The following is a 14,684-nucleotide window of genomic DNA, read 5'->3' on the forward strand; positions in this document are numbered from 1 at the left end:
GTGGGCAAATGCTACGTTTATGGCATTAGATTTACAAGGTAGTCGCCCGTTATAGTTGTCGAAAACAAGCTTGAATGGCTTTAATACGGATGTCATCAACACCTGCATCTTTGGCAAACCTTGGCCATTCAGCAACAACCTCTTGAATTTGTTCAATAATTTCATTGGGCTTGCGGATGTCTCCAGCATCCGCCAGAGCCAGCAGATCTGCACGCTCAAACTGATCGCGCTTGCCATTCACTGACATTTGATGCTGACTCACCCAACGAGAATCGGCACGATAAGCGAAGGTCATATCATAGGCAGGAGCCAGAAACCATTGCCCCTGCGAATCCATCACAAAGGCAATGTTTTTGGTATGATCGTCCTGATTTCTTGCCACCATATTAAAGGCTGCACGTCGAAAGAGTTGCTCCATTTCATGTACTGTTAAGGACAACTTGCGAGCGGTTGCAAACGCCTGCTCGTAAGAATGAGCACCAGGAAAGTTATAATCAAAATGCTCCAGAGCACACAAGGTCTGCACATGAAGTTTTTGCTGTGCCTCAACTCGATCAAAACGACGCGTCATAAAATGAGCACGTCCTTGCTCTTCTAGCAGTCGACACTCCATCATTTCTATCCCCGCTGCCAAGGCCATGCGATGATAGGCGTATTCAATACGACCAAATCCTTCGCTGGTCGACAGGTACTGATCATTCACACCATCGAATTTAAGCAACCAATGCGAATACCCTTCTGGAGCCAAAGCTTGTCCACTGACAACATCTTGAGTATCTGGGTTCCAGGCAATAACGGCCTTTGCCCTGGCTCCACCAGCGGAAGTTCCTACCTGAATAATCTGCTCTAATCCAGATGTCTCTGCCAGAGAGCTATGTAGATGCTGTCGTTGTTGCAAAACCACTCCCGCCAGATGGACCAACTCGTCCATATCAAGTCGTTCGGCAGCCGACAGGCTCTGTGCTTTGGCAGGCTCAAACTCAAGTGCCCCCATACCTCTTGCTCCCATATACAAGAGCCGCTCGGTAGGCAAAATGCTTTCTAACTTACGTCCTGTGCGTAATAAATAGGCGTCCAGTAGTTCGTTTCCAAAACGGTCAGGTAACGCATCGGCCAATAAGCCAGGCATACCTTTAAAGGTATCGGAGCGAGCATGAGATGGAAATTCGAATACGCCTTCTTGCAGCGGCATTTGGATAGGAGCTACGGGCAACTGCTTATTCAAAAACTCCGTAACATACTCAAAACTGGCGACACCTTTGTGCGGTTGCCAAACGACATAACCGACGGTTTGGTCCCATATACGAACCTCGACCAGAAGTTCTTCGTTCATTATTTATGCTCCAGGGCTAGGAACGCTCAATAGAAGCTAACTGAAAAGGTCGACGACGCTCTCCTTGAGGTGTCACCGCCACTACTTTAGATGATTTTCGAACTCTCTGACGTTTTGGCAAATTACGATGCTTTTGCTGAGCGAGTTCCACAGGGGATGGAGATTCCATTTGCACCAGCGAAGCTAAATCATCCATTCGATTCAAGCTGCGCAAAATGCGGATGAGTTGATTTAAAGTCGTATTGGCACCGTTTTCGATGCGTTTGAGAGAACTCAGAGATAGGCCTGTGCGTGTTGCCAACTCTTCCTGAGTCAGGTTTGACTGAATCCTCAAGGCCTTTAATCGAGCACTGATACTACTTAGGATGGAATGATTACTGGAAGCATGCAAATCAATCATAAAAGCTCAATTTTGAATCTTTATAAACTGTAACTCTATTTATAGCTCAAATATAAGCTATTAGGCAAGTCACTTATCACAAAATACAATATTTAATACTTTACTTTTATAATATGACGATAAAGATTCATAAAAGAGTCTTTATTAATAATAAATATCTATCAAAAATACGAAAAACCGGCCAAAGACAATCCTGGCAGATAAAAATTCCCAAAACCGCAATTTTTAAGCAAACGCAGGTTAAATATCGATTTATTGATTGAATACGCAACTAGAGAGCGCGAAAAACATACTTATATAAGTAGGCAAAAGATATAGCCATCCCAGAAAAATCGATATCAGAAACTTCCCTGCTCCTGAAAATAGACATTATGATTCGCTTGAAGCTAAGTAATCACATTTTTAAAATAAAACTTCATAAACCATTACAAGCCGCGCTGCCACTCCTGGCGTAAAGGAATCACACCGGGACGATTGAGCGCTGTAGTCACCATTTTAAGCAATGCTTCTTTGTCTTTATTTAACGTGCCTTTAAGCACCAGATAGTTAGAAGCATGGTCCGAGCGAAAAATGGTGCTTTCCAACTCCAGATGGCTTAGCAAAATTTCCATCTCTTTAATCAAACCATAGGTATCTGGCAGCTGGTAATCACCACCAAAACCATCAACCACCCGTTGCTCTCCTAACGGATAAGAAACCACCAGGGTCGATAAAAACTCAGGCTGTGCCTCGTTCATTAGCTGAGCAGAATGAATAGCATGCTGTTCTGAATAGCGCACGCCACCCATTCCGTTTAAGATCATGACAGAGGATTTGATACCCGCTGCTTTAAGCTTTTGTAATGCCTCCAGAGAAGAGGCGTAAGTTTCGCCCTTATCGATGCATTCAAGCACTTTATCATCACCAGACTCACAGCCGACATAAACCAACTTGAGTCCTAGCTCCTTTAGCTCTTTTAATTCTTCGACTGATTTACGCAAGATGTTTCTAGGTAAGCAATAAGAAGACACTCGCGATACATCAGGCAAGTATCGATTAATCGCCTCTAAAATGTCTTTAAGCCGTCGATACGATAACGTCATGGCATCCCCATCTGCCAAAAACACTCGGCCAACGTGAGCGCCTGTTTGTTGCACCGACTCAAGCTCACGCTCAATATCTGCCTGCAGCTTGGGTTTAAACTTCTTTTGTGGCTGAGTATACATATCGCAGAAGGTGCAACGATTCCACGAACAACCATTCGTCACCTGCAAGATCAGCGACTTCCACTCACTGGGGGGACGAAAAACAGGTTCAATATAAGGTAACGCTATCATGGCCAATATCTAGTTAATGCAGTATCGGCCCTTATTTTAACTTACCCTAAGGTGTGCGGCAAAGCCGAGAAGGTCAGGAGCATCCATCTCACACATTAGGTTCTGCTCGAGGAGAGTGCCCCATCCACTTTTTATACGCTTTTGAAAAGGCATTGCGATCACTGTACCCCAACATTTTGGCAATATATTCAATCGAATAATGAGAAGAGTTGAGATATCGTTGTGCTAATTCTTTACGTATCGACAGCAGCAAACTGCGATAACTTTCATTATTTTTGGATAAACGACGCTCCAGAGTTTTTTCGCTGATACATAACTCATCCGCTAAAATTTGCCGCGATATTTCGCCCGACTTAAGCAGCTTGCGCATAACTACCTTGACATGATCAACAAAACTCAGCGACATGGTTTCATGCAAACGCAATAGACGCTGCTCCAACATTTCGTGATACTCTGGCTCTGATGTTAGCAAAGGAAACTCCACGGCCTCCCTTGGAAAACGAATCTGGCTATAGGGCTGATTGAACGACGGCGTCACATTTAAATACTTTTTGTACAAAGATAATTCATTGATCTGTGAGTGAGCAAACTGGACGTCAGTAATAGAGACTGGTTTCTTCTGCACCCATTGAGAATAATGAACCATAATGGATAAAGCCGCTTCATTTACAACATAACGATCAATGTCATGTTCACAATCGTTAGATACTCTAACGGTTAAGCCACTTTCATCTTCAATCAGTTCAAATTGACATAAATTATCGTACAGTCTGGGCAACAAACTCACTTTACGTATGGCAACGAGAAGATTCGGCGCTGTCATAAATAAATAACCCAAATTATAAAAAGCTCCAGGATAAATACAATGTGCCATCTTTAACCCTAAACAGGTTTTGCCAGTAAAGCTAAGCACTTGATGGATTACTTTTTGTGAAAAATACTGATGGCTAACACTTAACTTCCGGTGTTTATCTATTTCCGAAAACAGCGTTTGTGGAATGGATACAGACTCTTCCTTCGCAAACCAACTCACCAGTGATAAAAAATTCCACAAAGATCTATTCATACCCTGCAATAACACCTCATTTACAACAAAAAAATAAGCTATAGGCTTATAACGCCAAAGAGCCTATTGAATCAACAACACTAAATGAGTACTCCCTCTGTAAATAGTACCGAATCAGAGATATCCAACTTCAAATCGCCACAGATAAAAGTACTGCTGCAGCACAATAATTGAGATATCAACCTTAAAACCTTGCCAATTATTCATCCAAAGACTTTACTAACAAATAACTTAGGCAAAACTCATCTGTCATGTTTACACAGCCCTCGATATTTACCAGGATCGGTGGACACTCGGCTGTAGAAGCTGCGGTGAATTCCTTTTATCCCAAAATTATGGAAAGTCGAATTCTACGACGCTTTTTTAATGGAATATCGAGCGAAGAGCAAATCCAGAAAGTTCGATTCTTTTTCATCCAGGCGATGGGTGGCCCCAACGTTTACACATCCTTTGATATTAGAGCAGCTCATGCCCCTCTACTAAAAAAAGGGCTATCTGATGAACACATTGATGAGTTTTTAAGACTGATGCGAGAAACGCTAGAAGAACTTTCGATCCCGGATGTGTTGATTGAAGAGTTTGTTGAGTTAGCAGACAGTTTTCGTGATGATATTCTTAATCGCTAGGACCATTAAATTGCATCGGAACCAAATCGGGTTTAGAGCGACAATAAGCGGTATATCGTGTTTGAAGCAACCCAGGTAATAATGCTTCATCAACCACCGAAAAACCAAACGCCTCATACCAAGATATCAAATCTGGATAAGCAAAACTGTAACATTGATGATCAAACTGATCTGCCATAGATCTTATCAAAAGTTGACCAACGCCCTGATTACGCCAGGCATCATCCACCAAAACTCGTGTAAGCAAATGGCTCGACTCAAAAGGCTTAAGGCAAGCCGCCGCAATAATCTGAGAGGCAGGATCACAAACAATCCCACAAGGCTCAAAACGACCTACTTTAAAGTAAGCACCTCGGTCACGGTAAAAATGGGTTGCACGCAACTTCTGTGGTTGCGGCAACCAACAAAAAGAAAGCTCGTTACGAGTATAAGGCATTACGACATTGAGCAATACGTTCTTGCATTTGCAGCCTGTCGGCCGTCTTAACAAAACCCACTTCAAACCATTGTTGCTCAACTTTTGACAATATGTCTTGAGGTTTAGCCGAAGCCTGCAAACCACCTTGTTGTAAATGTTCCAATTGATAAGCCATACGCTGGGGCTTCCAGGCTTCTGGCGTTTCAACATGAGTTGCCACTTCAGCTTCGATAGCAAGAGTCGACAGACGCTCAAAATTCTGTTGATGTGTTTGTGTCAGCAACGCCTCAGTCAATTGCTCCAACGCCTCCAGTCGACGCCCAAAAACCTTCTGCAAATGATCAGGTAAAGCATCTAGCTCAGTTAGCTGTTGTTTCACATCATCCAGCTTTAACTCGCCTTTTTCAAAAGCTGTCTCAGCATCAATACACAACTGCTCTGCCGCAAAAACTACCGTTCTTTGAGCATTTTGTTTACGCCCTTCGATACCCTGGAAGCGTTCAAGATATTTCTGACATGAACGTTCATAAGTTTGACGCAGCTTTTTTTCTTCATTGCGTGGTAACGCTTTAGATAAATCAACCTCAGACTGTAAAGATTCAAAATCCTTATATGATTTTGCCAACTCGCTGTCTTCAAGCCCAGCCAGTTTATCAATGCTCGCAACCACCTGCTTAAGAGCATCTGCATTATCAGTTAAACCTTGCTTAAATGCTTTTCGCTCAGAATTACGCTTGTCGTAGACTTGGTCAATAGAAGCTTTAAATAACTCCCATTGCTCTTTATGAGCTTTAAAGTAAGTCATGCCTAAACTAGACCATTCTGACTGAAGCGCTTGAGCTTGTTCTATTGCTTTGCGGTTGTCTTCTAACGCTGGCAACTTGCTGGCTTTCTCGACCAGTTCTTTGCGCAATGTCAAATTAGCATCACGTTCTTGATCCAACTTTTGGCGCAACGTTTTAATGACGCTGTTAAAACGTTGTTGGGAAGACTTGTGCTCGTTTTGAGGAACAGGTTTTAAATCTCCCCACTCTTTTTTGGCTGTTTTCTCGATTTGTGCAATGTTCTTCCAATCGGCATTATCCCAGTCCATGTTACGAACCAAGGCCTCAAGGTCATCGCACATTTTATGTCTTAAGGACAAGTTAGTCGCACGAACCTCATCTCGCTGTCGATAAAATGCTAAACAAGGCTCAAATGCTTTATCGGAAGCCGCTTTAAATCGCTCCCATTGTTCGTTGTCAGTATCTGCATTGGATGATTGCAATCCACGCCACTCATCTCGCAACTGTTGAATACGCTCTGCTAACGCAAGCGGCTCCATCTTGGATTCAATCAGAGCTTCCATTGCGAGGCACAGTTCATCTTTCTTTGGCTGTGTCGCGAAGTTATGCCAATCCCTTAATTCCGCTAAAGACTCTTCCGCTTTATTGAGCAATGACTCGATGTAGTTTTTATCTTTTCCTTCTAATTCATCTAACTCATTGCGCAGATAATTCATCATCTTATTAGCGGCAACCAAATTACGCTGGTTAATATGGCCTTTTAAATGGCGCGTTTTCTTCTCTAAATACTCACGCTTCTTGCGAGCTTTCTGCTGCTCCTTTTTGAAACGTTGATCTATCTCACTAATAAGTTCTGCGGCATGAAGAACCCAAAGAGGCTTTGCAAACTCTTGAGGCCAGTTAACCGTTTTTACAGCATCTTTCACTTGAGCTTTAATATCGTTTAACTCAGAGTGAGGAGTCCTTTCAATCTGTTTTTTCCAGTTGCTAAGATGCTCAGAAGAAACAGCACCTTGCTCAATCGCCAGCAAAGACTTTTCCATGCGGCTCAGGCGCTCCATCAACACGACAAATTGCTCAGCGATTAACGAAGGTAGATCATTCTGAGTATTTAATTCATCCCATTGACTAGAGAATAAATGATAACAACGCCCAAAATCTGTTTCGTCTTTAACCGGGTTGTGTTTTAGCTCTTCTACCCAGTCGGTAATCGTCTGAATAAGTCGACGAGCCTCACCCTGTGTTTTTAGCAGCCCCTGCAATTTTTCCTGTTCTGTTTGATGAGCTTCAATGGAATCATTGCTCGTTTTTAATGCATTTTGATAACGTTCAAGAAAAGGTGCCTGAGTAGTTTCATCCAACGCTTGCCACTGAACTTCCAGGCCTTTCTGACGACTTTGGTACTGACTATCAAACTCGGCAGCAGCTAACTTTTCCATCGCTTCACAAACGTGTAACGCCTTCTGTTGAGCTTCATCATTTTTTTGCTGCTCTTCTCGTGCCGATTTCAGGCGATTGCGGATAACTTGCAAAACACTTTTTTGGTTCACTGTTTTAGTAAGAAGTTTTAATGCAGCTTCATCATCAATGGCAGCTAACGCTTGCAATTGGATTTCAGACTTACGCACTTTTTGGACAACAGTCGTCAGCGCATCCATTTCGGTAATCTTTGGAAGTAATACTTCGGCCACTTCCATTACAGGGTGTTCAATCAAAAAATCAACCAGCTTGTGCTGATCGGCATCCTGCTCAACCGACTTAACCAGCTGACTAACCAGAACCGAGCGCTCTGAATCCGGTAAACGTTGGAACAATTGCTCCAATACTTGCATCTTTATCGATTCATTTTGCGATTTCTTCCAGATTTCCTTAAGCGCATCCAGTGAATTTATCCGTTTGTAGGCAGCCAGCTGAACCTGAGGGTCCTTATCTTCAAGAGCTACAGACAGTAAAATGGCACGATCTTTATCCTGTGCTTCATCTAATGTTTCGAGCGCTTGTATACGCACGGTAGGATTAGAATGCTGCCATTTTGGTCGGAATAAATTCTTTAACATGATGTATTGAGTCCAAACAATGATATGTATTAAACAGGTAACCCCAGTCGCCTTTCAAAATGCAGGGGATTGGCTGCATTTCGAAACACCTTGGGTAAAACGCTTTGCTCCGCTGGCAAATGCTGGCGAATTATACCTCATCCGGCTAAATGTGAAACCGAGAGTCCGTATAAAATAGCAGCACAGCCAGCAATATGGTTACTTATTGTTCACCTGAGACTTTTTTTGTTGATGAGCACGAATGGATTTGACCACATCTTTTGCAATTTCATTAGGAACTGGGATGGTTAAATGATATTGGATAATTTTCCATTGCCCTTGTTCCTGTAACAGAACCCCCGTACCTCGAGTTTGTCCATAGCTCTGATTACTCAGCATTTCATCAAACCAGGCAACATTGCCGTCAGAAGACAAATAGACGTGCCGTTGAGTCACGTGGTAGGTCCAACCTTTGCCTTGATCAAACCAAGGTTTGGCAAAAGAACGAAAAGCCGCCAAACTCCACCGCTCGGAGGCATCCGTCCCAATAAAAACCGCGTCTTTAGAAAACAACGAGAAGTACAAATGACCATCTGCTTTAGCTGCAGAGGAATGTAAGGTGTCTAATACTTGCTCAACCTCTTTTGGGCTATCGGCCATAGCCATAGCCGATACACAGAGCCCACACATACCAATGAACGCGCTTTTCAAACGCCTTTTCACCGAGCTACCTTTTGTTATCCTTCGCATACTTTTCATTTATCACCTTTATTAATCACACAAATATCTCACCAACAAATACCTAACAGCAAAAGCTAAAAGAACACAGCCTCGTCACGCTAAATGATTGAGCCAGCAAGAAAATTGATTCACAATAACATTGACAAAGCTCAACTCAAATAGCCGTTTTAACCGAGTCGGTTCGTGATACCGACACACTCATGGATGTAGCAATGTTTGCACTAATCATTCGATGGAACTATGTACTCCTGTTAACAGTAAGTCTGGTAAGTACAGGTTCTCTAGCAGAGTCTCCTCCTCCAGCCCCTTTGCCCGAAAAGGTCTCCACTGATCGGAACTTTTCTTTTATTCGTCAGGTGTACAGCCCTCAGGTCACTCAGGCACTAGAACAGGGCAATTTTATTGTCGCGATAGAACAGCTGCAAAAAATAGATGTAGACGAAAAAAGCAAAGCGCTTTATCTGGCCCCTTTGATTAAAGCTTATGAGCTGAATGAGTCCATTAAACTGCATGAGCGAAAGCACAACTATCAACAAGCCATTGCGCTCATTGATATTGCACTCAAACAAAATGACCATCTGCAAAGCCCACTGACTTACTATTATTTCACAGCCAAAAAGGAAGCCCTGCAAAAAGCCGAGTCGGATCATCTAAAGTCCAGTCCAGGCACCTATCTTTGGAACATGATAGTCACCAGCTTCAAACCTTACCTTAACTGGATACTCTGGCTGGCATTTTTTTTCATACTCACCTTTCTGGTAAGACGATTTAATCCTGTCAAAAAAACCGTTTTATTAAACCTTAAAGATCTTTCTGATAATCACAACGACGCTGAACAAAAGTTGGCTGACCAATTTATTCAGGAATTTCACTCGTTACTTTCGGATACCTATACGTCAGATACCATCAATCGCGCCATTGAGCTGGATGATTCTGGAATGATTACCGATCGCTCGGACTCAACAGTACTCACACAAACCATTGATATTCTCGACAACACGCCCGTCAAGCTGGGCCCTTTTAGTTTTAGTCCCAAGCAATTATTTTTATTACTGTCGACCTTTTTTGAACGTAAAGATAAAACAGAGTTTGTTGGCGCCTTAAGTCAGGACAGCGAACATACTTTTATGTGGGTAGAACAACGCACCAGCACAGAGGTTAAACGTTTTCAGGCCAAAGCATCTGGTGATGGTGCCAGAGCCAGTGTTATTCGACAAATCAGCGCCCAGATGGCACTGTCGGTAGCCACCAAAAGTTATACGGACAACTGGCGCAGTTTGCATGCCTACCTTGAATCAAAAGTACTGCTTGAACAAGCGCAGGAATCCCAGAACCGCTTGGTGTTATTAAATCAAGCAGTGCAGACTTTGCAATCGGCGATCAGGCTGGACCCAGCCAATCACCTGGCGCGTTTTCGCCTGGCCAGTATTTATGCGTCATTACGCCGCTTTGGCGAAGCCGCCGACCAATTCGAATTTATTTATCGACTTTATCGCCGAGAAGTAGTGTATCCCAATGATGAAGACAACACGTTTACAGCTATTGCCAACCAGATAGATGACGATGAGTTACCACTGTTCTGGGTAGTCATCTACAACTGGCTAATGTCAATGACATTGCGTGCACTTGAGTCCAAATCGGTGAATCGCTTATCAGGATCATTGCGTAACACTCAACGCTTTATAGCTCACTTAACTCCCATTGCAGAAACCTCACCTCAAGCCAACAGTACCTTATATTTGGCAAAGGCAGTACAAGCTTTAGCTCATTGTGTGAATCAAGAAATTCATCGATTTTCAAAACAGCATGTTAACCAGCTTGAAGAATCTCTCAAAATCATTGAGTCCAACGAGAAGTTTCTGTGGAACGCGTTTCGTGAAGCAAAATCAGAATGCCTTGAAGCATTGGGACAAGCACACTGTATAGCCCAAAATGCGTTAGGCCGAACTTATTATTTACGTGGCAATCTTGTCGATTCAGAACGCTACCTTGCGTGGTCTATTAGCATTCATATGCCACCCAACTATATTGATCCTTATGTCAATCTGGCGTCTTTTTACATTAAGCATCAGCGCTCTTTCCGCAAAGCAAACTGGGTACTAGAAGCCAGACGCTGCCTTGAACGAGCACTGGCTTTGCAACCCACTCACTCTAAAGCCAACTACTTGCTTGCCAAGCTCTATTCGGGCGCTCCTTACTACCAGCAAGACAAAGCCATTGCCATTCTTGAGCAGCTGCCAGAAGATGCAGGCGTGTTATTTCTACTGGCACAAATTTATATGGAGCAAGGCGAAACCTCCCGCGATAAGGCTTTTCAGCTACTTGAAGACTCGATAAAAATTGATTCAACGGCGGATGCCCGCTATACCTACTTTTTAGAACAGGGGGTTGAGTCGTTAAACACACGTCAAGAAGGCCCTTCTCGCCAACGTTTAGAACAGTTGGCCAAACACATCGAAAAACACGGCATCGCCAGAGAGTATCGTCAGGCAGGAGAATCTTTTGCTTTAACCTTGCAACAAAGATTGTCTGAAAACAGTCCAGCTTACTAAGGGCTGTTGCTCTTTGATTGAACAAATAAGAAAGTTGGCAGCGACCACCCATCAAAGATCAACAGCCGCTGGTGATTTAGTGTTATGATCCTTTGCAATAACACCACTGCGAGAATTTCTACATGTTAAAACTGGGTCGACTCAATCGATTAAAAGTGATTAAGCCTATGCCTTTTGGTCTTTACCTTGACGGAAAAGACTATGGTGAAATCGTTTTACCTGCCCACCTTGCTCCTAAAGACTGTGAGCCCGGCCAGGAAATCGAAGTGTTTGTCTATCAAAATGTCGACAACGAAGTGGTTGCCACAACCAAAAAGCCATTAGCTTATGTTGGAGAGTTTGCCGCTCTAACCGTTGAGTCAGTAACTTCGGTAGGCGCCTTTCTTAACTGGGGAGTACCCAAAGACATCTTGCTGCCTTTCAAAGAGCAAATAGCTCCCGTTAAAGAGGGCCAGAAGTGCCTGGTTTACATTCACGAAAATGCACGTGATAAACGTGTTGTTGCGACAGCAAAAATTGAGAAGCATCTTAAAGAGGAACCTCCCCGCTACAAGACAGGTGACAGTGTCGACCTGATCATCGCTAACCAGACCGATCTGGGAATCAAAGCGATTGTTGATAACTGCTGTTGGGGAGTCATCCACAAGCAAGACTTGCCGACACGCCCCAAATATGGAACTCGAGTCACTGGTTACATTAAGCGTCAACGTCCGGATGGCAAACTGGACCTGAGCTTGCAAAAGACAGGAGCAGAAGGTAAGGCTGAGCTAACCGATAAAATTTTGGCTATGTTGCAAGAACAGGACGGCGTGATAACCATTACAGATAAGAGCGCTCCAGAACTGATTAGCAAAATTTTTGGTGTCAGCAAAAAGAAGTACAAAGCCGCTCTCGGGCAGTTATACAAAGAACGCAAAATATCCATTATGCCAGATCGCATCTTGCTGGAAGATAACTAACGCCTGCCGCACCCATGCCTCATAAGAGGATTTTATTAAAGCCTTCGTCTTTATAACCTACTTTAATAATCTCCTCTTATATCCTTTAAAAACTATTCTTTTTTGTACTGATATATAACCAGAACAAAGATTACCATCTACAATAGTAGGGTAAATTAATAGCATAATCGCCAAAAGGCTCATAAACCGAGAAACATGAAATAAGTAGTATATCAAAGCCTTTTTTAATACACTGGGGCAAAAAGAAGGAGTTTTTATGTTAGATTCGGAGCAATGGCTTCTGGAAAATAATAATTCGCTTGTCTCTCTTCAAAAATGGCAACAGACCGTTGACCTTCTGGCCGAGCTCTTTCACGCCCCCGCAGGTTTTCTTGTTCAGCATACTCCGATGGGCTATCAAGTTACCATTTCTAGCGATCAAGAAAGCAATCCTTATCCCGCTGGCATCATCATAGAGCCAGATGTTAACATTTTCTGTCGCAAAATCGTCGAAACTCGCCAAGAACTCTATGTTAAAAATGCCCCTATCGATCCTTGCTGGGATACCAATCCAGAAGTTCATAATGATGGCTTTGTTTCTTATCTGGGTGTACCAGTCTATTGGCCAGATGGTAAGCCCTTTGGCACCTTTTGTGTGATGGACTATAAAGAGACCGACTATCAAGAGTCTTACTTAAAACTTATTCGCCAACTCAAAGATATTTTGGAATCTGACCTGGAAATTCTGGGCGCTTATGAAAAATTAAAGCAACTTGCACTGACCGATGACCTCACCACCCTCTATAACCGAAGAGGTTTTTCGATGCTTGCAGAACAGCGTATCTTGCTCGCTAAGCGCATGAAGCAGGAACTCAATCTTCTGTATCTTGATATTGATAACTTTAAACAATTGAATGATCAATACAGCCACTCCATCGGCGATAAAGTACTCTGTCAATTCGCAGATTCGATGTTAGAAACGTTTCGTGGCAGTGATATTGTTGGACGCTTAGGCGGAGATGAGTTTTGCGCTCTTATTGCTATTGATGAAGCTTCCGATGTCAGTGTCATTACCCAGCGTTTAAAAAAGCATTTGCATCAACAGTTAAGTGCCAAAGAGCTGCCAAACATTGACTTTAGCTTTGGCTCCATGTGCCTCGACCAAGAAGAACTGAACTTTTCTCAAGTGCTTCATTACGCAGACGAAAACATGTACCACCACAAGAAGAGCAAAAAACAACAAGCATCCTGAGTATCACTAAAATCTCGACTTACTTTATTAACGAATAGAGCAGCACAAACTAAGGCGACTTTTTGTAACAGGCTTTCAATAACTCAGCCATCTGTTCTCGGCCTAAGCGTCGAGCATGAGTAATATTTCTTTGTGGGATCTTCTCCGGCGACTTAACGCCTTGCAACACATTTTCTATGCTGGCTTCTCGTAAAATGTGAATCATAGGATAAGGCGAACGGTTGGTATAATTTGCAGCATCCTGCTCATCGGAGTCGGCAAACACATACTCAGGATGAAAATGTGCTAACTGATATGTGCCTTCATATTCATGTTGCTCCAACCACTGCTCACACCGTTCCACAAACGCCCAAAACTCATGAAACAAAAAGAAGTGTTCTGGATAGATTAATAATGTCGTTTCGATACTGGTTTGTTTATCTAATAACTCAAACTCTTGCTGCAAACTATTAAGTTGATCAGCCATACTCGAATGAGTATCAACTTGATAGCGAATACGATCATTCTCGACTTCAGGTCGTGCAAAAGGACAAAAGTTAAGATCGACAACAACACTCATCAGCCAGTGTTGTGTTTCTGAAATAATTTGCGATGGGTTGATGGTCATTAGAATAAAAACGGTTCAGTAATATCGAGGTAAACAGGTAGTATAATAAAACAGATGACTCAGCATGTCGTCACTTCAATTTGCGACACTTTGCTTTTGCAATTGCTTTTTTTGAACTCACTGAGCTGAGAGTCAAACTCTTTGCACAAATACTTGCGGCGTTTTTTGCTGGAATGAGCTTCGGCATCTAACTCATACATTCGATTAATTAACCAGCGGCAATGTGGGTTGCTCTCATTATTTACCAAAGCCACACGGCTTGTGCTCCGGTCGCGGCCATCAAAACTATGCACTTGAAAATTCTGATTCTCGGTCGATTTGCCACTGGCTCGTTCTACCGGTTGAGTGACATGCAGATTGGCTGGCGCCTCAAAGGTAATGTAAGACTCACCTCCTGTTGGTGGAACTTCACTGATCTTTAACTGACCGCGAGCATCATTCCATTGATAGTAAGTGACCAGTGCCTCAGGCTCTTTTTTACCGGTTATCATTTCGATGGCCATACCAGGACCTTCTCCCAGATAGCCCTCTTTGTTGGCATACCAAACGCCGCCGCCAAAAATAAGCACAAAAGCCAGCAGTTGTAGTGAAAATTTAATCAGCTTTAACATAGT

13 protein-coding genes are annotated in these 14,684 nt (G+C 43.0%); 4 read left to right on the forward strand and 9 right to left on the reverse strand.

The features are described from left to right. Window positions 1–49: 49 nt before the first annotated feature. The 4 genes from NH399_RS02255 to NH399_RS02270 form a co-directional block, all read right to left on the reverse strand. The gene (locus NH399_RS02255; protein ID WP_253036790.1) at window positions 50–1,333 is read right to left on the reverse strand and encodes a type II toxin-antitoxin system HipA family toxin; all 1,284 of its coding nucleotides are present in this window, start codon (window positions 1,331–1,333) and stop codon (window positions 50–52) included. Window positions 1,334–1,349: 16 nt separating this feature from the next. Next, window positions 1,350–1,733, reverse strand: a complete 384-nt coding sequence (locus tag NH399_RS02260; RefSeq protein WP_253036791.1) for a helix-turn-helix domain-containing protein — start codon at window positions 1,731–1,733, stop codon at window positions 1,350–1,352. A gap of 425 nt (window positions 1,734–2,158) precedes the next feature. Next, window positions 2,159–3,049, reverse strand: coding sequence for a radical SAM protein (locus tag NH399_RS02265; RefSeq protein ID WP_253036792.1), 891 nt, complete (start codon window positions 3,047–3,049; stop codon window positions 2,159–2,161). 88 nt (window positions 3,050–3,137) lie between these two features. Further along, a complete protein-coding gene (locus NH399_RS02270) occupies window positions 3,138–4,115 on the reverse strand; it encodes an AraC family transcriptional regulator (protein ID WP_253036793.1) in 978 nt (325 codons plus the stop codon). 251 nt (window positions 4,116–4,366) lie between these two features. Here NH399_RS02270 and NH399_RS02275 point away from each other — a divergent pair, with 251 nt between their 5' ends. Next, complete coding sequence (locus tag NH399_RS02275; protein ID WP_253036794.1) at window positions 4,367–4,741, forward strand: group 1 truncated hemoglobin; 375 nt, start codon at window positions 4,367–4,369, stop codon at window positions 4,739–4,741. Here the strand turns inward: NH399_RS02275 and NH399_RS02280 are convergent. From NH399_RS02280 to NH399_RS02290, 3 genes are all read right to left on the reverse strand, one after another. Next, entirely contained in the window at window positions 4,731–5,192 is a 462-nt protein-coding gene (locus tag NH399_RS02280; RefSeq protein WP_253036795.1) for a GNAT family N-acetyltransferase, read from the reverse strand. The two genes, NH399_RS02275 and NH399_RS02280, sit on opposite strands and share 11 nt — an antisense overlap. Beyond that, window positions 5,161–8,001, reverse strand: a complete 2,841-nt coding sequence (locus tag NH399_RS02285) for a DUF349 domain-containing protein (protein ID WP_253036796.1) — start codon at window positions 7,999–8,001, stop codon at window positions 5,161–5,163. The genes NH399_RS02280 and NH399_RS02285 overlap by 32 nt, the downstream gene beginning before the upstream one ends. A gap of 198 nt (window positions 8,002–8,199) precedes the next feature. Further along, window positions 8,200–8,691: a nuclear transport factor 2 family protein gene (locus tag NH399_RS02290; RefSeq protein WP_253036797.1), complete on the reverse strand. Its 492-nt coding sequence runs from the start codon at window positions 8,689–8,691 to the stop codon at window positions 8,200–8,202. Between the two features lie 242 nt (window positions 8,692–8,933). Here NH399_RS02290 and NH399_RS02295 point away from each other — a divergent pair, with 242 nt between their 5' ends. From NH399_RS02295 to NH399_RS02305, 3 genes are all read left to right on the forward strand, one after another. Next, window positions 8,934–11,273 (forward strand): lipopolysaccharide assembly protein LapB, encoded by a 2,340-nt coding sequence (locus NH399_RS02295; RefSeq protein ID WP_253036798.1) that lies wholly within the window; start codon window positions 8,934–8,936, stop codon window positions 11,271–11,273. 122 nt (window positions 11,274–11,395) lie between these two features. Further along, window positions 11,396–12,232: a S1 RNA-binding domain-containing protein gene (locus NH399_RS02300; RefSeq protein ID WP_253036799.1), complete on the forward strand. Its 837-nt coding sequence runs from the start codon at window positions 11,396–11,398 to the stop codon at window positions 12,230–12,232. Between the two features lie 256 nt (window positions 12,233–12,488). Next, window positions 12,489–13,463: a sensor domain-containing diguanylate cyclase gene (locus tag NH399_RS02305; RefSeq protein WP_253036800.1), complete on the forward strand. Its 975-nt coding sequence runs from the start codon at window positions 12,489–12,491 to the stop codon at window positions 13,461–13,463. 49 nt (window positions 13,464–13,512) lie between these two features. On the opposite strand, the gene NH399_RS02310 is transcribed toward NH399_RS02305, so the two are convergent. Beyond that, window positions 13,513–14,070 (reverse strand): DUF1415 domain-containing protein, encoded by a 558-nt coding sequence (locus NH399_RS02310; protein WP_253036801.1) that lies wholly within the window; start codon window positions 14,068–14,070, stop codon window positions 13,513–13,515. A 59-nt stretch (window positions 14,071–14,129) separates the two neighbouring features. Further along, window positions 14,130–14,681, reverse strand: a complete 552-nt coding sequence (locus NH399_RS02315) for a hypothetical protein (protein WP_253036802.1) — start codon at window positions 14,679–14,681, stop codon at window positions 14,130–14,132. Between the last annotated feature and the right edge of the window lie 3 nt (window positions 14,682–14,684).

The organism is Pleionea sp. CnH1-48 (assembly GCF_024124665.1).
In the GTDB taxonomy this organism is placed as follows: Bacteria; Pseudomonadota; Gammaproteobacteria; order Enterobacterales; family Kangiellaceae; genus JAMXSB01.